The organism is Bacteroides sp. 1_1_14 (assembly GCF_000162515.1).
In the GTDB taxonomy this organism is placed as follows: Bacteria; Bacteroidota; Bacteroidia; order Bacteroidales; family Bacteroidaceae; genus Bacteroides; species Bacteroides thetaiotaomicron.
In genome coordinates, this window is record NZ_GG774703.1 from 582653 (window position 1) to 606401 (window position 23749).

Annotated in this window: 15 protein-coding genes; 14 read left to right on the forward strand and 1 reads right to left on the reverse strand. The window is 39.3% G+C overall.

Annotated elements, in window-relative coordinates:
* Positions 1-27: 27 nt before the first annotated feature.
* The 11 genes from HMPREF9007_RS18685 to HMPREF9007_RS18635 are packed head-to-tail and all read left to right on the forward strand — an operon-like array spanning position 28 to position 19304.
* A complete protein-coding gene (locus tag HMPREF9007_RS18685; RefSeq protein WP_032850159.1) occupies positions 28-2961 on the forward strand; it encodes a SusC/RagA family TonB-linked outer membrane protein in 2934 nt (977 codons plus the stop codon).
* Positions 2962-2994: 33 nt separating this feature from the next.
* Complete coding sequence (locus HMPREF9007_RS18680; RefSeq protein ID WP_008760566.1) at positions 2995-4533, forward strand: RagB/SusD family nutrient uptake outer membrane protein; 1539 nt, start codon at positions 2995-2997, stop codon at positions 4531-4533.
* 12 nt (positions 4534-4545) lie between these two features.
* Positions 4546-5340, forward strand: a complete 795-nt coding sequence (locus HMPREF9007_RS18675) for a hypothetical protein (protein ID WP_008760567.1) — start codon at positions 4546-4548, stop codon at positions 5338-5340.
* Entirely contained in the window at positions 5324-6358 is a 1035-nt protein-coding gene (locus HMPREF9007_RS18670; RefSeq protein WP_016267929.1) for a DUF5007 domain-containing protein, read from the forward strand. Before HMPREF9007_RS18675 ends, HMPREF9007_RS18670 begins: the two co-directional genes overlap by 17 nt.
* A 23-nt stretch (positions 6359-6381) precedes the next feature.
* On the forward strand, positions 6382-9552 hold the full coding sequence (locus tag HMPREF9007_RS18665; protein ID WP_032850161.1) for a TonB-dependent receptor: 3171 nt from the start codon (positions 6382-6384) through the stop codon (positions 9550-9552).
* Positions 9553-9576: 24 nt separating this feature from the next.
* Positions 9577-11088: a RagB/SusD family nutrient uptake outer membrane protein gene (locus HMPREF9007_RS18660; protein WP_008760570.1), complete on the forward strand. Its 1512-nt coding sequence runs from the start codon at positions 9577-9579 to the stop codon at positions 11086-11088.
* Between the two features lie 26 nt (positions 11089-11114).
* Complete coding sequence (locus tag HMPREF9007_RS18655) at positions 11115-11837, forward strand: fasciclin domain-containing protein (protein ID WP_032850239.1); 723 nt, start codon at positions 11115-11117, stop codon at positions 11835-11837.
* A 20-nt stretch (positions 11838-11857) separates the two neighbouring features.
* Positions 11858-13543, forward strand: a complete 1686-nt coding sequence (locus HMPREF9007_RS18650) for a DUF5124 domain-containing protein (protein WP_008760572.1) — start codon at positions 11858-11860, stop codon at positions 13541-13543.
* A gap of 16 nt (positions 13544-13559) precedes the next feature.
* Positions 13560-15389, forward strand: a complete 1830-nt coding sequence (locus tag HMPREF9007_RS18645; protein ID WP_225651369.1) for a LamG-like jellyroll fold domain-containing protein — start codon at positions 13560-13562, stop codon at positions 15387-15389.
* A gap of 13 nt (positions 15390-15402) precedes the next feature.
* Positions 15403-17520, forward strand: coding sequence for a M60 family peptidase N-terminal accessory domain-containing protein (locus HMPREF9007_RS18640; RefSeq protein WP_008760574.1), 2118 nt, complete (start codon positions 15403-15405; stop codon positions 17518-17520).
* An 11-nt stretch (positions 17521-17531) separates the two neighbouring features.
* Positions 17532-19304, forward strand: coding sequence for an alkaline phosphatase family protein (locus HMPREF9007_RS18635; protein WP_008760575.1), 1773 nt, complete (start codon positions 17532-17534; stop codon positions 19302-19304).
* A gap of 91 nt (positions 19305-19395) precedes the next feature.
* On the opposite strand, the gene HMPREF9007_RS18630 is transcribed toward HMPREF9007_RS18635, so the two are convergent.
* The gene (locus HMPREF9007_RS18630; protein ID WP_008760576.1) at positions 19396-20037 is read right to left on the reverse strand and encodes an HU family DNA-binding protein; all 642 of its coding nucleotides are present in this window, start codon (positions 20035-20037) and stop codon (positions 19396-19398) included.
* Positions 20038-20338: 301 nt separating this feature from the next.
* On the opposite strand from HMPREF9007_RS18630, the gene HMPREF9007_RS18625 reads away from it, so the two are divergent.
* The 3 genes from HMPREF9007_RS18625 (at position 20339) to HMPREF9007_RS18615 (ending at position 23507) form a co-directional block, all read left to right on the forward strand.
* The gene (locus HMPREF9007_RS18625; RefSeq protein WP_008760577.1) at positions 20339-21634 is read left to right on the forward strand and encodes a DUF3874 domain-containing protein; all 1296 of its coding nucleotides are present in this window, start codon (positions 20339-20341) and stop codon (positions 21632-21634) included.
* A gap of 273 nt (positions 21635-21907) precedes the next feature.
* On the forward strand, positions 21908-22570 hold the full coding sequence (locus tag HMPREF9007_RS18620; protein WP_008760578.1) for a carboxypeptidase-like regulatory domain-containing protein: 663 nt from the start codon (positions 21908-21910) through the stop codon (positions 22568-22570).
* Positions 22571-22811: 241 nt separating this feature from the next.
* Positions 22812-23507 carry a hypothetical protein gene (locus tag HMPREF9007_RS18615; RefSeq protein WP_008760579.1) on the forward strand — a complete coding sequence of 232 codons (696 nt, stop codon included), beginning with the start codon at positions 22812-22814 and terminating at the stop codon, positions 23505-23507.
* Positions 23508-23749: the final 242 nt, after the last annotated feature.

Genomic DNA, 23749 nt, shown 5'->3' on the forward strand with positions numbered 1-23749 from the left:
TCTAAATAACTTTATAAATCTAATAGTATGGTGATAATTTTACCTAATTTCTTTTTGCAGAAGCCTGTTTGTCGTTTGCTGGCTGTCATGGGCTTTTTAGGATTTAGTGGAGCGATAGCGTCTCAATCAAGTTCGCCCGCGAATATTGATTCTGTGGAGACCTATATGAAAAAAGACTCTTTTGAGAAGAATGTAGGATCTCGTTTCGTTACTAATCGTAGTATAGACTCCTTTGGGGTGAGTGATACTGTTGATATCAGGATGTTGCAGCGCTCTCAATTTTTATCTATTCAGCAATTACTGAAAGGGAATGTGGCCGGTGTATATGTACAGGAAAATAATGGAGAGCCTGGTACCATTCAAAGCATGCTGGTTCGTGGCTTATCTTCACCTGTCTTTTCAAATAAAGATGTGTCCGGTGTTCAGCCGACGATTTATTTGAATGGTGTTCCTTTGATGTTGGAAAACAGCTATGTGTACGATATCAAACAGTTTGATATTAATCCGATAGGAGCCGCTGCCAATATGCTGGCGGGATTGGATATATCTTCCATAGAGTCAATCGAAATTATCAAAGATCCGCTTCAGCTTGCCAAATTAGGTCCTTTAGCTGCCAATGGTGCCATCTGGATAACAACCAAAGACGGTTATTATGGCGGTGAAAACGTTTCTATCGGGGTTTCGGCAGGAATGGCCTTTGCTCCGTCTTCGGTTCGTATGACGAATGGATCATACGAAAAAGCATTCCGTCAACGTTTCTATGATACGTATTCTCTTACACCGGGTAAACAACCCGATTATCTTATGGATACAAGAGATGTACGTTATTTTGGTAAACCGGACTGGGCAGACGATTATTATCAGTCATCACTCTTATATAATGTAAATGCTTCTATCGGTGGTGGTTCAAAGAAAGCGAATTATGTATTTACACTCGCAACGACAAAAGATGCGGGAGCAGCGGACAATACCTCTTATACGAAATATAATATTGGCTTTGCCTTGAATATGGTTCCTTTGGATGGCTTGAATGTTAGTACAATTATTAATGCCGCTAAGATAGACCGTGTCAGGAATCGGAATTTTAGAGACAGGTTTGCTGAGATGGAGTATATGGTTGATTTTTCAACTCCGCTTGCACCTGCCGGCAATTTGTATAATGACTTTTTAATATCCAATGATTTGACTAAAGATGATAATTATAACAATTTACTGAATGGATTGTTGGCTTTGAGCTATACTAAGCAAAGATTCAATGCTACAGCCAGCATCAAACTTGATTATACAACAAATGTTCGTCGCGCTTTTTGGCCTATGGCTTTGTTGGAGTCCGTCAACTTTGTCTCTAACTATTCAGGATACAATCAACGGATTATAGGTGAAACTTCAGCGAGCTATTTGTTGCCTTTAGCTGATATTCATAAGTTGAATATTCAGTGGAATGGCTCTATAACCAGCGATTTGTATCACTATAATTATACTCGTGCCTATGATGGTGATGATGATATGAAGCCGACAACAAGTACCGGGAACTTCAAGCAGTATCGTTATGTTGATCGTTTGGAGAATAGGTGGGTATCGACTTCAATAGCTTTAGATTATAAGTATAAGAATTTGCTTAATGTGGGATTATTGGCAAGATACGACGGAAATTCCGCTATCCAGTCGGATCATAGATGGATGTTTACACCCGCTGCCTCTGCTGAATGGAATTTAAAGAATCAATTTTTTACAGGTAGTACTGCATTGTCTGGATTGTCTTTGCGTGCATCTTATGCACGAATAGCCAAATCATTCCAGTCCGATAGATATGAATTAGGTCCTCAATACTTGGCTACAAGTATCACATGGAGTGGCGAACCGTTACTTTCCTCAGCTAATGGATTTGCAACAATCACTCGTCCGTATGCATCGGGTTGGGTTGGTTATGATTTAAAGCTTCCCTATTCTGATAAAATGGAGCTTGCTTTGAAAGGTTCTTTTTTCGACAATCGCATTATTGCGGAAATAAGTCTGTATAAGAATTATGAAAAGAATTTATTGACATATTTGCCTGTCACTCAAGAAATGGGATATGAGTATAAACTGGCCAGTGGAATGGATATCAGTAATCAGGGATTGGAATTAAATCTTTCGGCATCCATTTTGAAGAACACTCCGTTGAAGTGGGATTTGTCTTTCAATGCAAGTTATAATAAGAACAAACTAGAGAAACTTCCCGAAAACCAGAAGACAACTGTGATAGGCGACCATAAACTACAAGTAGGACAGTCAGTTGATGCCTTTTGGGTGTATCAAAATAAAGGCATTTATACAAACGACTCAGAAGTTCCTGTTATGAATGGGAAACCACTGAACGTAAATGGAGTTCCTTTTAAAGCAGGAGATCCTGTTTGGACAGACGTTGACGGAAACAATCAGATTAACGACAATGACCGTGTGCTGACCGGACATGCCATTCCACCCTATACAGGAGGATTGACTAACCAGTTTGCTTATAAAAGATTCGATTTCAGCTTCAATCTCTTCTTTGCTTTGGGGCATAGTGCTTTAAATCTGCGCGATCAACAACGTTACGACTTTGCGACTTTGGATAATATTCAGTCCTTGCAGTCTGTTAAAGAGATTTTCTTTTGGCAAAACACTAATCAGCGTGACGATTATCCTATATACAATCCGCAAAGCAGTGTTCATCCTTACCGTGCAGAACAGGATTTGTTCCTTGAAAAGCTGTCATACCTGAAACTGAGAAATATAACTGTTGGTTACACACTTCCTATAAAGAAAGTAGGTAGTAATATACCTAAGAGTTTGTATTTCTATCTGACAGGATCTAATCTGTTATCTTTCAGTAATTTTTCAGCAGGTGATCCGGAATTAGTAAACTTCAATGGTACCTATGACGGGTATTCGCTTCCCATTCCTCGTTCCATTTCTTTGGGACTGAGATTTAAGTTCTAAAAATATCGGAGATGATAAAAAATGAAAAACAATATGAAAAACAATATGAAAAAATTGCGATTAGCTCTTTTCTCCGCACTTGCCTGTCTATTTCTGCAGTCCTGCAATGACTTTCTGGATGTAGATCCCAAACATGCAGCTTCGGAAACTCAACAATGGAAGACCCTTGAAGATACTCGATCAGCATTGATGGGAGTATATGGCTTGACACGCGCAGCCTTAGCCGATAACAATACTCATTGGATATGTGGTGATTTGCGGAAGGGGGATTTTACGGTTTATAAGCGTAGTGACTTACAAGCTGTGTCTGATAATGAATTGAACAAGCCATACGACTTGTTGAAGAAAGTATCTAACTGGAGAAGATTTTATGCGGTAATCAATGCGGCATCTGTTTTTATGGAAAAAGCTCCACGAACTGTCGAACTTGACCGGTCGTATTCTGAACAAAACTTGAAATATGACATTGCTCAAGTACGCGCTTTGAGGGCATTTGCTTATTTTTATATGGTAAGAATTTGGGGAGATGTGCCGTTAGTCACCTATTCTTATGATAACGGAACTTTTCCGTCTATGCCTCGTACAGACGCTCAAACGGTGCTGAGTTATGCTAAGGCAGAACTGTTGACAGCTATAAAGGATTTACCCTATCAATATGGTACTCAAACGAATTTATATTATGGTTCATATGGGGCCCAATGGCAGGGAAAACTGTTCAATAAGTTATCTGCATACTCTGTATTAGCTCACATCTGTGCTTGGCAGGGAAATTATGCAGAAGCCGAGACATATTCTGCATTTATAATAGACCATGCATCTGAGATTAATGCAAAATATACTTCCATTACCGATTTGACTTCAGAAACAGGGCTGTTTTACTCGAATGCGAGTGTAAAAGGTTCGAGGATTCTTGGATTTAATTTTGCTCACAATGATAACGAAGCAACTCAAAGCGGACATCTTGAACAGTTGACTTTAGCTTATCCGTTGGTACAAAAATCCTATCCTGAAATATACGTTTCAAAGGACAGCTTATTTTCGATTTTTACCAATTTCGATGACTTGCGGTTTGGAATCATGGACACCATCAAATATTCATCCTATTATGTTCAGAATTTGAATGAAGAAATTCCGGTGTTCAGTAAAATAAAGATTATTCAGGATGGATCGGCGAAAGACAATGATTTTGGAGTCTTTGGTTCGTCAATTGTTTTCACTCGTCTTGAAGATATCACCTTACTACGGGCTGAAGCATTATGCGCACTAAATAGAAGCACAGAAGCTGTATCCTACCTGAATATGGTCCGAACAAATCGTGGATTGAGAGAAGTATCCTTTAAAAAGGATTTTGGGAATAATCGCGAAAGCTTAATTGCCGAGATATTTGAAGAGCGTCGCAGAGAGCTTATGGGAGAAGGCTGGAGATGGTATGACCTTGTCCGTCGGCAAAAGCTGATGAAAGATAATGAGACATTCTTGCGACTGATCAGCAGTGGTGGAATCTACTGGCCGGTATCGGAAGATATCATTACTGCTAATTCACAGATTGAACAAAATGAGTTTTGGAAATAAAAGAAAACGACAATGAATAAGATACTATTTATTTTATGTCTGACTTCGGCTTCCCTTTGGATGCTGTCTTGTACAGATTACGAAGTGGCTTCATATCCTGAGGAAAATGAAACCGAAGTATTTAATGGAACCGTTCTGGATTATTTGTCCACAGGGAATGAAAGGCTGAATTTGAAATTTGATTCTATGATGGTTCTTGTCAACAATATTCCCGATTTCATACAGCAGATGGAACAGACGGATGTGCAATATACAGTTTTTGCCATACCGGATGCATGTATCCGTTCCTCGTTGGCGCAACTTAACGAGTACCGTAAACAAAAGGAGTTAGGTGAAGCGATTTATTTGAGTGATTTATTAATTGAACCGTTTGTTGTTAAAGATACGATCGTTAATGTTGTAACACCGACTTTAAATGATACGATCATTAACGAATATCATTACGATTATGGAGCTGACCTTGAGCGAATGTTATGCAAGTACATTATTAAAGGTAGTTACGATACCGATAATATTCTAGCCAATGAAGGAAATGCCTCCTTAAATTCTTTGAAGTACAATTATCAAATGAATATAGAATGTTCTCGTAAACCGGCATCCGGATTTGTGGGTGGAGGAGTCAAACAGCTTATTTTCAGTGATATGAAAAGCTCTCAAGTGAAAGATAACTGGAACAGAGTTTCTACAGTATGGAATGATGTTTATACAAATAATGGTATCATTCACATCCTTTCTCCACAACACAGTTTCGGTTTTGATGAATTTATTTACGTATTTAATAATTATGGCAATGAATATAAGAAGTAAAAATATTGCGCTGCTGTTTTCCTGCGTATTATTAAGCATATCGTGTGTCGATAAATATTTGCCGGATAGTTTGGATGCTTTCGACAGAGACGTCAATTTTACTACAAAACTATATCGTCCTCAGCTAGGAAAAAACTCTTTGATGTCCGACAACTTTTCATCGGGTAATTCAACGCTTCCTCTTACTTTCGAAATATCACGAATCGTGAGGGCCGATGGAAGTCCTGCACCTGAATTGACGGAATATTTCCCGGTAAAAGTTTGGAAAACTCCATATATGGGTACCGAAAAGTCTATAGAAGAAATAGAAGCTAAAAGAGAAATAGAATATCGTACTCTTTTTCAGGTTAAAAAGCATTCCGGAGAATTTATGATGTGGTCTAATGCCGAATCTTCTTTTGTGCAGTGTGCTCCGAGTGACGGTTATATTTTTGATGTGCTGGTGAAAAACTCTGGAGGATATAAAACTTTTACCGATATGCAGCTTATACCTGTCAGAGAAAGTGATTACGAACCGAGTATATACGATCCGGAAACAGGGTTGGTGCAGGGACAGGACTATGTTACACCCAATTCGTTAACCCTTTTTCAAACAGAAAGTGGAGACTATATGTTTCCTGAAGATGTACATATTTATTTTCGTGAGAATCAGGATAATGACGATGATGTAAAAAGTTTGACTTTCCGTTTTTATGGACCGGATTATACACCGATCTCACCATCATCTTTTAATCAGACAGACTGGGCTAATCTGATTCATGGTTTTAATATGGAGAAAACCGATGAATATGTAAAGTACGATGTCGTTTATCCGATGCCATTGGTTGAAATGAAATCAAAATATACCAATAAAGATGGTAATAGAATAAATGTCAATTTCTTATACGACCGTATTACAGCAAGTGGTTATCGTATGACATCCACTATGTCATTTGAATTTGCGATATACAAGGAAGCTCATTGGGAGATAATAGTTGTATTTACAGCAGGAGCCCCCTTGTTTGAAGATGGAAAATAACTAATTAATACCATGATTCTAATATGAGAAATATATTTAAATATGGCTTATTGGCTATGGCGATTGCCGTCACCTCAGTTGGTGTTCGGGCTCAGGATATTCCTGTCAGTGGTGTAGTCAAAGATAAAAGCAATAATACTACATTGCCTTATGCTTCTGTTATTGTTAAAAATGAAAGTGGAAAAACTGTGCCTCAACTTTCAACTACAACTGATGACGACGGAAGATTTTCTACAAAAGTAAAGAGTGGTTATCGACTTGTATTCTCTTTTCTGGCGTTCGACAGTCTTTCAGTCAAAGTAACTAAACCCTCAGAACGCATGCAAATATATTTGAGTCCGGTTGAGAACATGATTGAGGAAACGGTTGTGGTCGGATTTAAAAGAGTTAGCAAAGCTGCGGTAACAGCATCGGTTACGGTTATTAAAGCGGAAGACTTGGTTAATACCCCTGTTGCCAATCCGATGGAGTTGCTTCAAGGGCGTGTTCCCGGGTTAAATATCCAGGTGAATAATGGTACTCCCGGAGGTCTTCCAAGTTTTTCAATTCGAGGAGTCTCGGATATTTCCGTTCAATCTTCCGGTGATGGCGAGTTTATGATGGGACTGACTCCTCCTTTGTTTGTTGTTGACGGTATACCGCAGGAAGACGTAACAGGCTATGATGCAGCTGGTTTGCTGTCAGGTGCGACAGTCAGTCCGTTGGCTATGATTCCACTTGAAGATATTGCGAATATCCAAGTATTGAAAGATGCAGCTGCAACCTCTCTGTATGGTTCAAAAGGTGCTTACGGAGTAATTCTTATAGAGACCAAAAGAGGAGAAACAGCCAAACCGAAAGTTTCTTATTCAGCTAACTTTGTAGTCAAAACCCCACCGAGGTTGAGAGATGTACTTGCAGGCGGGGCGGAGAGAGCGCTTAGAATTATGCAAATTTTGGGAAATGATACATCCGCCTATCACGGATATAATGAAATCCATAAATTGCAGGCACTGTCAGATAGCTTGAATCCTTATTACAATAATAATACGGATTGGCAGGGTGTCTTTTATCAGACGACTTACAATCAAACTCATAATCTTAGTTTCTCTGGTAAACCCAATGAGAAATTTGACTATAAGATCAATGCAAACTATTATACGGAAAAAGGAATTGTGAAAAACACGGACTTTAACCGATATGGTATCAGGGCAGCAGTAGGATATAAGCCTAATGATAGATTTCATTTGAATCTAAACCTTGCCACTACATTAACCCGAAACAGTAATGGTAGTGGAAATGCTTTCTCACAATCCGGCGTAGCCGCAGGTTCGGCAGCTTCTTCCTTGTTACCTCCACCGTCTATGTATACAGCTTCTAATTCTGCATTGTCTGTTTTTTCCGTTCAGGCAGATAATCAGAATGTAGTATATGATGCAAGTATGAATGTCATGTATCTGTTGCCATTTGATATAAGATGGACAAGTACTTTAGGATATAAATACGGAACTGTCGAGAATGAGAAATTTACACCGGGTATTTTGAATGCCAATAGGGCTGCTTGGAATAACGGTAGTGAATATAGTTATAATATGTATGTTCGTTCATTGTTGTCAAGAGCCGTAAAATTGGGAATTGTGAATTTTGATTTACAGGGAGGTTTTGAACTTTCATCCGAAAAGTATAGCGGTAACTTTATTACGCTGAATGGATTGGCAAGTGACCATATATGGTCGTCCGGTATGCCGTCCATGGCAGCTGGAAGGTCGAATTTTTCAGATAAAAAGAATACGTTTGCACTTATTATAGATCCTCAGTTATCGCTGCCTGGTGGGAAATACGTATTTACTCCCAATATTCGTCCTGAAATAAATTCATCTTATGGGTCGCAGGCGAAGTGGGCAATAAATCCTTCATTGGGATTTCGCTGGAACTTCAGCCGTGAATCTTTTGCTAAAAAATGGAAGTTTCTGGATGCCGGAGCTCTTCGTGTAACTTGGGGACGTAGTACCACTTATAAAGCTAGTATTTATGATATATGGGGAAGTTACAATCTGAGCAAAGATACTTATAATGGAGTTTCTATTATTCCTATTGATAAAAACGCTATGCCGAATCCGGATTTGAAGCCGGTAACGTCAACATCATGGAATCTCGGAACAGACTTATCATTCCTTAATAATAAAATTATGTTCGTTGCCGAGGCGTATTACAAACAAATTGACAATCAGCTAAGTTCGATAGAGTTGGCTAACCACAATGCTTTTAATTCCGTAAGAAGCACGAAAACGAGTCTGGTTAACTATGGATTGGAGTTTTCGTTGAACGTCCGTCCGTTGTCAAGGCAAAGTAATTGGGATTTGAATGTGGCGACTTCACTGGCAATTAATAAAGACGTGATCGCAAAGCTGCCTAACGAGGTGCGGCAGATTATTAACAGTGATGCGGAAGTGGTGAATAAATTAGGTTCTAACGCGATGGGGAATTATCTCTATGTGTATAAAGGCGTATATGCGACTGACGAAGACGTGCCTGTTAATCCGCTGACCGGAGAACGCTTGCGGATGGGAGGGAATACTTCTACTCAAGCATACTTTAAGGCGGGAGACCCTATTTGGGTGGATGTAAATGGTGATTATATCATCGATGAAAAAGACAAGGTGATTGTAGGTAATTCACAGCCGCGCATGACCGGTGGTATCAGTATCAATCTTCGTTATAAAGCGTTTTCTATCAACACTAACTGCTCGTTTACGTTGAGACGTGATATTATTAACAAGGCTCTGGCAGACCGTTTTAGGGCTTATGGAACACCTGTAGCAGGTAAGGTGGACCTTACAGGTAGTGGAGCTTTAACACCTATTGAGGCTTATAATTTCTGGACAGAAGATAATATCTATGCCCAATATCCTAATCCATTTGATTATACCCGTTCAAGTATTATTCAGCCTTTCAGGTATGACCAGACATTGTTTATGGAAGATGGCTCTTATTTTAAAATTAACGGTATATCTGTAGCTTATACTATTCCAAAGAAAATGCTGGATTTTTTTAGGATCAGCCGATGTCAGCTTAATTTTAGTATGAACAATATTTACACTTTCTCCAAATATTCAGGCATCAATCCCGAAAATGTAAACAATTTGGGATATGACACATCCGGTGGTTATCCCAATGGTCGTACTGTGACATTTGGTGTCTCAATGGATTTTTAGATGAACGATTAAATATAGAAGAATATGAAAAATATAGTTTTAATAATGACTTTGATAGTATCTTGCCTGTTTGCCGGTTGTGACTCGCTTGCAAATAAGAGTGAAGATAAATTATCGGGTGATGATTTTTGGGCGCAGGGAAATGAGACGAATGCGGAAGCTTTTTTGTTGAGCATATACAATTCGTTTCGGAATGCAACAATGTCACAACGTCCTTTCCTTACGTATAGCGGAGATATGCGGTGCGCTCCAATAACAGCCTACAGCACTGGGGATAAATATGTAGCTTATCTGGCTAACAACGATATGGGTGAATTGCGTAATACATATCCCAATGATGCTAGGGGCGGTTTAATTATGCAATGGGATGTGTTTTATACTGCTATTCAGGATGCCAATATTCTGCTTGCTGAAATAGACAAAGTGCCCGGCATGGATGAATTGAAACGGAGTCGTTTTAAGGCAGAAGCTATTTTCATGCGTAGCTTGTCTTATTTCTTCATTGTAAGGGCTTTTGGAGATGTGCCTTATTATACAAATGCCTATAATGAAGCTCCCTTGCCAAGAACCAATATGGTTATAGTTTTGCAAAATTGCCTTGCTGACTTACAACCTTTGCTTGACGATGATCCGGGAGCGGAAGTATTACCATGGTCATATTCATCTTATTCGAGCAAAGGGATTAGAGCCTCCAGAGGTTCTGTCATTGCGCTGATGATGCATATAAACTTGTGGCTTGTACAGTTTGATGCACAAAATAAAGAGCAATATTATAGGAATGTTGTTTCGCTAGGCGAGGAACTGGAACGTAACAATGGAGCTTATTCATTACTTGATATAAATAGAAGTTCCGTGATTTTCGCAGGAGGATCGGACGAAGGCTTGTTTGAGATTGCACAGAATATAAATTTCAATGAGATATTTATGATGAATGCAAAGTTTTCTGATAATGTTTCCTATTCCTGTTTGAATAAGTCAATGCCGCTATTCTGTTATTCAGGAGATTATCTTATGACGCTGTTCCCTATGTATGAAGATGATGCGAGAAAAGAATTATGGTTTGACGAAAAAATCTATTCTACATCGGTTTCAAGTTCTGCTCCTAAAGAAATCAAGAAGTTTTGGAATATTGATACTTATGGAAACGGAACAATTACATCTAATTCCGGCAATCAAATAGTATTCCGTTATGCAGGTGCACTTTTGTTGTATGCTGAAGCTCTTGCCGCTTTGGGGACTAACGATACGAAATCCTGCGAATTACTCAACCGGGTCCGCAATAGGGCACATGCTTCCGAAATTAATGCCTCGGGTAGTGAATTGATGGATGCTATTTTCTGGGAACGCTGCAGAGAGCTTATCGGTGAAGGACATTACTATTATGATTTGGTTCGTACAGGAAAGGTGTATAACAGAAACTATTGTATGAATCCGATGACGCGTACTAATTTTAATGTGGGGGCATGGACATGGCCTATTCATCGTAATGCGTTGAAAAACAACACACAGATTGGATTGAATTTATTTTGGGAGTAACTCTGATAAACTTAAAATGTATAGATATGAAAAATAATATCAAATTATGGAAGAAAATTGTCGGATGTTGCCTTTTGGCAATACTCATGTACAATTGTGCCGATGATAGTTATTTAATTGATGGTGGAAAAGCGAACCCTTATTATAATGGGAATATGATGCAATATTTGGAATCAAGACCCGATTATTTTAAAGATTTGGTGGAAGTCATCCGGCTGTCCGGTATGGAGGATGTTTTTGAAGACGAACAAATTACCTTTTTTGCACCTACCGATTGGTCAATCCGTGGTAGTTTTAATTATCTGAACCGTATTTGGTATCGTATGGGGCATGATAGCATCAAGAGTTTTAGTCAGATAAAACCGGAAGTTTGGCGTGAAATGCTGTCAATGTACATCGTAAAAGATAAATATTTGCTGAAAGATATCCCTCAAATTGATACGACTGCCATTGCAGCCTATCCGGGACAGGCATTTCTATCATACGGTCAGCAGCCTATGAACATGGGCGTTGTTTATTATGATGCAAATAATGTGAAATATGCCGGTGCAAGACAAATCATATACTCTTATGTCTATGATTTCACAATAGGTGATATGAAAAACGCTTATGTAGCAACATCTGATATACAACCGACCAACGGAGTGGTACATGTACTCAGATTAACCGATCATGCATTTGGTTTTGAACCATATCTTTTCGCTACCAAAGCTATAAATGCGACAATAGAAACAGAACCGGATAATTAACTATAAATAAAGATAGTACAATGAAACATATTACCATCTATTCGTTAATGATTGTTTGCTCCGTATTCACTTCGTTATTGGTAACATCCTGTAACAGTGATCTGAACAGCAATATTAAAGATGATCCGTACAGTGGGGGAAAAGCTCCGCTCGGGATCGGTTTGCTGGCTGAATCTCCTTCTCCGGAAAGCGCTTATCCCAATGATACGGTTGTATTTAAAGCTAAAGGGATGTTGAACTGGTGTGACCCGCAATCAGGGCGTTACGATTTCAAGTTTTATATTTCTGATGAAGAAACCAAAATTGTCACTGCTACCGACACGACAATAACGGTGAAAATACCTGGCAATCTCAGTTCGGGTACCGCATATATTGTGTTGAAAGAACAAGTTTTCTATGGACCTCGTCTCACTGTATTAGGAAATATTAGGATAGATCAATCATACGGCTTTAAAGGCACTTCGGGACCTATTTACGATTGTGCGGAGCATTATTCAAAAGCACGGGTATATTACCCTGTTGGCGACTATATGCAGGCCTACTACAATGAAAATAGCTCGCAGAGTTTTTCTTGTATATCTATGGTTTTGACAGACGGTTCCGTATCGGGAAAATGGGTAACAGACTTCAAACTTGATCCTGGTCAGGGAGCCGGCATTGATCTGACCAATCCGGGAGTGACAGATATTGAATGTTACCTTAATTCATTTACTTATTTTCCTAGTGACCACAGGGTTCTTCTGTCGGGTAAATTTTCGGAATACGGCTGGGATAAGTTGCCGGTCAATAACATCACGATAGCTACTAATGAAGTAGCTTCGTATTATAATACTGTGGCGCTGCCTTCGAAAAAAAATAATACAAGCATAAATTGTAAGATACCGGTCTTCAACGGGGGAACCCTTGAAGCGCCTGTCCGTACATTTATAACTTCCAATGAGAAGGTGGTAGCAGTAGGAAATATTACAAACTACTGTCGTATTAATACCGAAAAATCCTATGCTGAGAGTATGGTTTTGGATTATTCGAAGGTTGCAAGTGTATTGCGTATGTCAAGGACTGGAGAACTTGATGATAGCTATCGCAGGGATGCAGAAGGAGTTGTCGGGCAGATTTTAGATGCTTGTATGGTCGAAAGTGACGGTATTGTCATAGTAGGGACATTCAGCAGTTTCGATGGACAGCCTGTGAAGAATATTGTGAAGTTGAATGCTGAAGGTACCCTTGATGAAACTTTTATGAGAAACATCGGTACGGGTGCAAATGGAAGTATTACTAAAATCCGGTACAATAAAAACAAAAAGAAAATCCTTATAACTGGGGAGTTTTCTGAGTTCAACGGTATTCCTGCACAGAGTGTAGTTATGTTGAATGATGATGGCACACGTGATGAAATTTTCAAGATCGGAAAAATGGAAGGAGGATTGGCCAATTTTGCCTGTCTGCTTGATAATGATAATATTGTTGTTTCAGGTGCGTTTACGAAATACGATGGTGTGACTCGCCGTGGTTTCCTTATATTGGGTCGTGATGGAAAGGCGCTGCAACAATTTAATGTACCGGGCATCTTCCAGGGTGAACTCTACAAAGTAATTGAAACTCGTACTTCGACCAATTCAAACGGATTGCTGCTGCTTGGTGATTTCAGCCGTTTTGATGGTAATATGGTTCGCAATGCGATGATGATAGAAGTTGATTATGAATAACTTATTATGAAATACAATGGAAAAGTTGATAAAAAATATAATGCTTTGCCTGTTTGCTGTATTTGCATTCTCGTGCAATGAGGAGATGGAAAGGCTTTTGACTGATGATTATCCGGAGTCGGGTACTGAATATACTACGGGACACGTATTGATGGTGGTTATCGACGGTGCATCCGGAATAGCCGTTAATGAGGCGTACAATACACGAAAGGCTCCAGTTATCCGCTCCATGACGGATAAATCTTTGTTTACTTTTTACGGACTTGCCGACAATGAAGAAGGGGTAAGTAAAGAACGTGGATGGGCAAATTTACTGACCGGAACAACAAAGAACGGGCTTGATGTCAATCAAGGAATTGACGAACTCGAAACGCCTTCTTTTCTTCAACGATTGAAAGAGGCGGATGAAAATCTGAAAGTCAGCTTTTATTCTTCTGATACGGAGTTTTTCGGAGCTTTCGGGAGTGTTGCCGATACTAAAAGAAAGACTTCGGCCGACAGTGAAACCGCTGATGCTCTTATTGCTGAAATCAATGGTGAAACAATCTCGGATATCGTAGTTGCACAGTTCGGCGGTGTTCAACAGATTGGTGAGCAACATGGATTCTGGAGCAATGAGACAACTCCTACCAGTGAGGTTATTGATGCGATTTACAATGTAGATGCTTTCATCGGTAAAATAATGAAAGTACTTGAAGCGCGTCCGCGTTACGTTCAGGAAAACTGGCTTGTAGTTATTACATCTTCTTATGGTGGTGTTTATGAAGGTAATGTAACTCCGGCATCGTTGTATGATGATCCGCGTCTCAATTCTTTCATGATGCTTTATAACAGTCGGTTTGCATCCAAATTGTTGCAAAGGCCGGGCTCGGATGAACTACAATACAAATTCTATAGTCCTTATTTCGTCGGTCCCGGACAAAAAGCGACAACAAATGCCGTTATGACTGGAAATACCGAGTTCTTTAATATGGGTAAACGATGGAGTTCCAATCCGGATGAAGAGGTGGATAAAAGTGGATATACCATTCAGTTTAAAATGTTTGATAAGCACGGCGATCCCTGGGGTAATAGAAATATAATATCGAAAAGATATCAAAAAGCAGGTACAGGCTGGCAGCTAATGTTTTCTAATAATACTCAAGTCGAATTTGCTGCAAATTTTAAAGAGGGTTCTTCGGTTTTCCGCTTACCATCTACGAGACGTGACGGATCATGGCATTCTTATACGCTAGTTATAAAAGAGGTTGATGATACCCAGAAAGGTGACTCCATCTTATTTTATCTTGACGGTAAGTATCAGATGGGATGTAAGATAGACGGCAGTAAAGATATGTGGACAGATGCGCCGCTTGCCATCGGACATACGTTTTCTCCGGACAGACCTAATCAGGCAAATCTATATATAAACGATCTCCAGTTTTACAACGTTGCTCTACCTGCTGATATTATTGCGGAGTATCATTGTACTACAAAACTGGACCTTTTGGGTGAATTATATCCGTATTGGAATAATCTGGTGGGTTATTACCCCAACGATCGCGAAGATGATATCGGATTATCTTATTTGGAAGATTATTCGAAATATACATCAAAAGATAAAAGATTATACTTCAATAAACCGGTTGGTACGTTTGCGCCTACCGATGATTACGTAACGCGCAGGCAGGAGAGTATTGTAACGGATAAGGTATGCCCACTTATAGACGATTCCTACTATAAAACGGTTCTTAATACAGTCGATTTATCCTATCAGATTTTTCAATGGTTTGGAGAGCCGGTTGATTCTTCCTGGAATTTCGATGGTGAAGGCTGGGCATTAGATTACGTTTCTTTAAATAATTAAATTAGAATGCAATATGAAATGCTTTAATAAACTAAAAGCCGATTATGCAGTTTTGCTGTCATTCATTTCCTGTATGTTTTTTATGGGAAGCTGCAACATTGCTTATCAATATGATATCGAAAGCGGGACAGAAGATGATACCGCTGATTCTACCAATGTAACCATAGTAACAGGTGAAGGAATCGATGTCAGTATGTATGAAAGTGCCCGTGTTTTTCCGGGTTTGGTAGATACTTTAGTTGATAATACTGTCAATACACTGCTTGCGCTTGATTTAAGCAAGAGATACATTCCTGCATACGATCTTGACGTGCAACAAGTTCCTCGTCCGATATACAGTACCGGGCTTTATGCCGGAGCAGGTGAATTGATTACTATAACCATTAATGACAACACTATGGGGTTGACGGTTATCATCGGTTCTCATTTAGATGATTTGACGGATATTTCTCCCTACTTGCGTTTGCCGGTAGTTACTACTTCGAAGCAACTGTTCCCAGGAAAAAACACCATTCGTAATCCTTTGGGAGGCATGATATGGATCGAAAAAAGCAAGGATGTGAATGGTAGTGCGGATTTTGTTATGGAGATTAACGGGGCTTATCGTTCGCCTGATTTTATTGTCGGTTCTACTGATGTAACAGCGTGGGTTGAGCAGTTGCGTACAACGACTGTACCGTGGCTCGAGTTGCGTGGCCGGCATGTCGCTTTTTCCGTTCAGCGTGAGCGATTATTGGATATGATAAATGATGATCCTACCATTGCTGAAAAGATGCCGAACACACTGGAAGCATGGGACAATGCTGTCGAGACCTATTATTATAACTATTACAGTTTGCAGGTTGGGGCACAGGATTTTTCAATGCGTGCTCCCGATTTTCCTGAGCGTGTGGTGCTGGATGTGGAGTTGTTGGACAATCTGTATATTCGTAATGCCGATTATGGTGTAGTGGCATTGAATACAAATTATCTGTTGAATGAGCTGGCTAGCTATCAAACGTTGAAATCCGGTAATTCTGTTGCTATTTTTAATGCGTTATATAGAAATTACTCTTTCAGAGATATAAAATCACCATGGTGGAGCGAAGTATCTGATGCGGTAAAAGCAATTCCCCTATATCGCATGGCTGAGAAAGGATTAAGAGAGGATGGGTATCCGATGGGACCGATTTTCCCGGAAGAAGGCAGTAGCATTGCGGAGCAATTCCCCAAAGCATTGGCATATGCAGATACCGATAGTAGCCGCTGGTTTGTATCTGATATAAAGTCGGAAGTACGGCCGACATACGCATTGGCAAGCCTCGTTCAATTAGCTAACTACAAAGATGACGATTGGGCTTTTTATATAGAGTTGAACCGTATGATTAAAGATAAAATTTCCGTAGATCATTCTACTTCTACCTATTTCTTTAAGGCTTTATGTGACTATTTTAAGGAAGATTTTTCACCATTCTTTGAGCATTGGGGCTATTCGCTGACAGACGAAGCCCGTAGTTATGCATCGAAATATCCGCTGATGGATAAAGCCATATGGAAATACTCGCCTCTGGCAGAAAATCCATCAAGTGGTGTGGTTGATTTCCCAAGTAACGGGTATCACTACCGTCATAATCGAGCTGACTGGGAGATTTATGCACTGGATGCAAATGGAAGCGATAACTTTAATTCAGGGCAGTCGCCGGACCGATTGCTGGACAGCGACAAATCAACAGGATGGACTTCATATTACAACAACGATACAAGTACTCCGCCACTTCCGTATTATTTGTTTATTGATATGAAAGAGACGACAGATGTTAATGGTGTATTTCTAGCTGGCAACAACTCAGACTTTGCGGCAACTAAGCTGATTATCGAGACTCCTGTCAATCAGGATATTATAAATAATCCGCTTGACGAAAATATAGTTTGGAGGGAAATTGTGCAGATTGATTCCATTGCACATCCCGAGTTGCCCAATATTAAAAGTGAGGGTTTCTATGATTTTCCGTCAAAAGAACAAGTGAGGTATCTGCGTATAAAACTTCCTGAACCTAATCGTAATGATAACTGGAATGAAACAGATATGTCTCGTTTTAGGTTCAGAGTACAGTCGTTTACCGAGTTTGGTACATTTTATTATAAACCGTAAATTTATATCAGATGAATAAACTATTAAATATTCTCACATACAGCTTGCTTGTTGTTTGTGTCCTGGCATTTAACTATGCTTGCACGGAATACGATACACCTGCTGAAATAGCAGACGATGGAACTATAGATACCGGAATATCTACCAAAATCCATCGTAAAGTATTGTGGATAAATATAGATGGTGCGGTTGGTGAAGTGGTGAAGAACTCCCTTCCTGCCGATGGTGCCATTGCTAAGATGTTGAAAAACAGTAAATATTCGTGGACAGGAGTTAGTGACAACCGAACCCTGTCTGTCGAAAGGAACGAAGACCCTGTAACGTGGGCAACCATGCTCACTGGGGTCATACCCGAAAAGCACAGTATAACCGATGAATCTTATACTGCTAATGTGGAGTACAATCCGAACAATCCGAATGAAAAGGTAATTCACTATCAAAACATTATTAGCTATATTTCGAATAATGACGTGAATATGCTTTCATTGTGTGTGACACCTTGGGCGAAACTGAACAAAAATATGCTTAACAATGCTAAGACTACCATTACTTCAGAAAATGACGTTCAAACTCGGGATGTGGTTCTCAATCATATTGCGAATGAAGATTACACATTCATTCTGGCCGATTTTTCAGGAATGTTGGAGGCTGGGAAGAGTGGGGGATTCAAAGCGGACAACGCTGCTTATGTCAGTGCACTTGAAGCTATAGACGGATACATTGGTGAATTTTTGTCGGCGATTGATGCCCGTGAGAATGCATTTTACGAAGACTGGCTTATTGTTGTAACTTCCAATCACGGTGGATCGGCTGACGGTCGTTATGGTGGCACTTCGGAAGTGGAGCGTAACACGTTTGGTCTGTTTTACTACAATCATTATACGGAAAAACAATTGAATGGTAATAGACTATACGGTGCATATTTTGATTCTCAGAATGAATACAAGGCTGTCGTTTTTGATAGTATAGGTAAATATTATTCTTTAGGTATGGATGCATTTTCAATGGAGATCATAATGCGTATGGTTCCTAGGCAGGACGGTACATATAATGGTAACAATTGGGATCGCATACTTGGAAAAGCCGGCTGGGGACTATATAGGCAGAGAGGAACTGTATCCATGAGAACAAATCCTAAGGAAGGTCCTGCTCTTGAGCAAGCTATTACCGGATACAATGATTCTAAATGGCATCACTATGGTGTTAGCATAAGTTCCGCTGCCTCCGGAAGGAGAAATTGGCTCATTACTTTAGATGGTAAGTTGCAGGGATCTGGAACTACGGATACCCAAGGATTAGCTCCGGATTCAAGCCTTTTGGCGATAGGTGGTTATTCTGTACCAACTTCCTATTATATATCGGAAGTACGTCTATGGAAAAAGGATCTTGCTGAAAGAGAATTTTTGCAACTATCGGGAGAAATTGATATTGAACCTTCTGGTGATATGCTCGGCTATTGGAAATTCAAGCCAACAGAGCAACTTGAGAAATTAGAGGAGGATACATTAGTAATTAAAAATCAGATACAAGGTGGACTCAATATGTATTATATTAAAGATAAGACAAGCAGTTCTCCGGATATCGAACAGAAAGCTTCTGCCATGTTTGCAAATACATTGCCTACCAATGTCAATGCTGAAAGAATCTGTGTTGAGAATACGCTGATAGTACCGCAAATTCTCTATTGGTTAGGCATCTCGGTGCCATCCACATTAGATGGATACGTGTTTATCAATAACTATGCGCTTTCAGAAGAATGGCGCGAAGAGGTGGATACGGAATAGTTCTGTATAATTTATTAGCCCTTCACCTTCTCTCTACATCCCTTATCAAATGGGGAAGAGCGGGTGAAGGGCTTCCTGTTTCATGGCTCTTTCATCGTTCTTTATATTTTAAATCCACCGACACCCTGTAATTACCCGGAACCGGAGTATATATCGGTTGATAGATCGTCCCTTTATTTTGCAATTTCTTTTCTGCCATTAACCTCTTGATATGGCGATATGCAGTGATTTGCGTCATTCCGCAGAGATATTGAAAATCTTTCCGGGTGATAATCTGATTTTCAGCAAAATATTCAGTTAGTTTCATGTCTATTTCTACTTCTGATAAATTGGCGGAGTGCGGTCTGATTTTAGAACGCTGGAATTTCATGTGACACAATTCCCCTTTCAATTCTTTATCAGCTTTAAACTTTATAGCTTTCAATTTTACCCGGTGCACACGTTTGTCTTTCGGGTTACGTATTTCTTCTTCGCAGGAAAGAGTGACCTGAAAGAATCCTAATCCATCGACATGCACCTTTTTACCTTCCAGGAGGCACTGAGCTACTTCATTTTTCAGTTCCTCCAAGGTTGAAATAATATCCGATACTCTTAATGTGGAGCGATCATGGATGCGATAAGCCAGTTTCTCGGTATTGACGGTCTCAAAACTTACCGGACGGGCATGATAACGCGTCTTGTTCTTTTTCTCCTTTGGCATCGGAGTCTTATATAATTCAAATTGTACTGCCATTTCTGCTTTATCTTTAAATGATTTCTTGTTTTTAGTGCTGATATTTTATACTTATCATTACTATGATAAGATCTTATCACAATAATGATGTTACTTTATCATAGTAGTGATAATATCTTATCACATTGGTGATAAATATAATTTGTCGGTGACAAAGATAAGGTTTAATAGTATGATAAACAAGAAATGATAGGATATTAATGATAAGTCTGGTTTTCATAAAATGAATAGGATAAAAAGTTGCAAATGGCTTTTTTTTTGATATTATATTCGCATCCATTAATCATAAAAAAAGAAGAAAATGGAACAAAAAAATGGTTGGTTTGCCTTTTGGCAAAAATTAATGAAGTGTCTTTCAAAACAAGATGAAACGGGAGTAGGGGATACAAAAAGTGTAGCACCTGTCAATACTATTATTCAGTCGATTAAGGGGGTATCATCGTCTAAAGAAAAAGACTCATCGAAAGTGAAGTCACTAACTGAGAGCGTAGATACTTTTTTAAAATCCCGCTATGATTTCCGCTACAATGTGCTGACAGAAGAAACGGAATATCGTTTGTTGGAACGAATGGAGGAAGGATTTGCACCTGTGAGTCAGCGTGTCTTAAATACATTCTGCCTGGAAGCTCACGAATCAGGTATTTCTTGTTGGGATCGTGATCTTTCACGCTGTATTTTCTCCACCCGTATTGCAGAGTATCATCCTTTCAAACTTTATTTGGAAGAATTGCCGGTATGGGATGGAGTGGATCGCTTGGCGGCTTTGGCACGCAGAGTTTCGAGAGACCAATTGTGGGTGAAAGAATTCCATATATGGATGCGGGGTATGACAGCACAATGGATGGGGGTTACGGGAAGTCATGCCAATAGTGTGGCGCCTTTGCTTATCAGTACGGAGCAAGGATATTTAAAGTCTACTTTTTGCAAATCGCTACTTCCTCCTGCGCTTCAGCGTTATTATATGGATAAGGTGGATTTAACCAGTCAAGGGCATATAGAACGGAGATTGGCGGAGATGGGACTTCTCAATCTGGATGAGTTTGATAAATATGCTCCGACGAAAATGCCGTTATTGAAGAATCTGATGCAGATGGCTTCATTAAGCCTGTGCAAAGCTTATCAGAAAAATTATCGCTCGCTACCTCGTATAGCTTCTTTTATCGGGACATCGAATCGAAAAGATTTATTGACTGACCCGACTGGTAGCCGCAGGTTTATTTGTGTGCTGGTAGAGTATCCTATCGATTGTGAGGGGATTGACTATGCACAACTTTATGCTCAATTGAAAGCGGAGATTTTGGCGGGTGAACATTATTGGTTTACAAAAGAGGAAGAGACGGAATTGCAGCAAAGTAACATGACGTTCTATCGTCAGGGACCTGTGGAAGACGTATTGCGTTCCTGTTATCGGGCGGCAGAAAAAGGAGAAGGGTGTGAACTTCTTTCGTCTGCTGATATCTTTCAGCGATTGAAGAAGATAAATCCGGCAGCTATGCGTGGGGCAAATCCGGCGAGTTTGGCACAAATACTGATAGCAGTGGGGATAGAACGTAAGCATACCAAGTTTGGGAATGTGTATCGGGTAGTCTCCGTCTGATGGGAGGTGAAGCGGATGGTGAACAGGAGACCTTCACCCGCAATCGTCGTGCCAGAGGGAGTTGTGAAGGGTGAAGGGAGGAAAAGGGAGGGATGAAAAATTGTATCCTTTTTGGAGACACTCTTTCCTTTTCTTTTTCGTTTTTCTTCTTATCTTGTAGATTATAATTAGAATAGAGAGGTTTGATAATAGAAAACGTGAAATTGAAGTAGCACACCATAAATTCTCATTTATCAGAGATTTTTTCTGATAGATAAAACTTGAATATAAATAATGAGTAAAGAATCTAAAGCTGGGAAGGTAACCTGTCGTATACTAAAAGAAATCAGGCAGCAGATAGCTAATGCAAATGATATAAAGTTTGTTACCTCTAAATGTCGATATCAAGGAGATTGTTTGGGGACGTGTCCGAAGTGTGAGGCTGAAATTCATTATTTGGAACAGCAACTTCTCTCACGTCGGATGGCAGGGCTGAATGTAAAGGTGATAGGTGTTTCTTTGGGATTATCAGCACTTTTTTCCAGTCCTTTGTATGGACAAGAAACGGTAAAAGATAGTTTAAAGGATACTTCTAATATACTTCCACAAATAGAAGTGATTGGTTTTAAAAGTGTGAAGAAAGTGACAGTTTGCGGTGGACTATCTACTGTTGAAGCAGAGGAAAAACATGTGGTAAAAGGTATTGTAGTAGATAAATGTGGCAATTCATTGATCGGTGCAGTCGTAACGGAGAGAGGTCTGAATAATAGTACGACCACTGATCGTGAGGGGCATTTTTTACTTCGGGTCCGAAAGGGAAGATCAGTGTTGGAAGTGAGTTCTGAAGGAATGAAAACAAAGAAGATAAAAGTGAGAAAAAAGAAGGTAACGAAGATAAAAGTTGTTTTGCGTAAGGATAAACACAGATACAAGCAAACAATAAATGCAAATCTGTAGTTGAATGAGTATTGATGTAACGTTTTAAAGTAGAGAATAATCTTAAAATAGAAAATTGTTCTACTCTGTTGTTGATGATAATACGGCTAATAGCAATAAGATTCCATCTGTTATATTAGATTATGGCAGGCAGGGTGATCGAATATTCGGAGGACATGATCCTGATGTACCATATGTAATTTCTTATGCTGGAATGTATGATCAAAGACTATGATAAAATAACCTGTTAAACAATTATATTATGAAAACAACAATTCAAAACTTAGCAGTACTAATTCTACTAGTATCTACTATGAATGTTTATTCTCAAGAATATGATAATCGAGGAGTTAGAAAAGACTATACTCGTCCAATTGCAGGCCTTACTATCCAAGAGATTAGGAATGCAGTTTATGGAGTACCGGCTTATCAGGAGGGGAAAACAGTACTATCGGTTAGTAATATTCCAGTGATGAGAGATTCTATGGAAATGAAAAAAATAGCGACAACTCCTATGTTGTATATCGACTCGCTTATTTATGAGCATATATTAGATGCACCTCTTTTAGATTTTCAAGAATTGCTTCTGAAAAGATTTCCATTTTTAATTATGCAACGCATGAGACCAACCGAAAAAATTATGAAAATTATGGATTCTCTAGCATTAAAGAAGCCAGACATTACTACAGAAGAATATTGGCGTATATTGAAGAGAGATTACGCTGATGTAATCAAGGACAATTTTAAGATGTATGATTCGAAACAATTTATCTTTTATCCATTCCGTAAAGTAGGGGATATTAGAGCTTTTAGAATGTTATTTCATGGTCTTTCTTATTTTTCCATGGAAAAGGCCATTGATATAAATGCCAGGCCGTATTTGGAAAAGTTAAAAGCATTACCACCCGATTCGTTGTATTTTGTTAAGCCACAGCTTTACTTCATTACGACCCAATAAAAAAACTACTTGCAAATGTGCTGTGTCTGCCGTATCGTGTAAGCTATTAATATTCGATGCGGCAGAAAAAAAAAGTTGGAAATTTCAGGTAATGGATTATTTTTAAACCTGTTGAACGATTTTTGAACTCTTTATTCTGTATCATTTAAAGGAATTGGAGTATTTTGAATGATTTGAGTACTCATTTCTTTTCTATTTTTATCAACTTTGCCACTGTGAATCATTCGATGATTTGCGGTGGC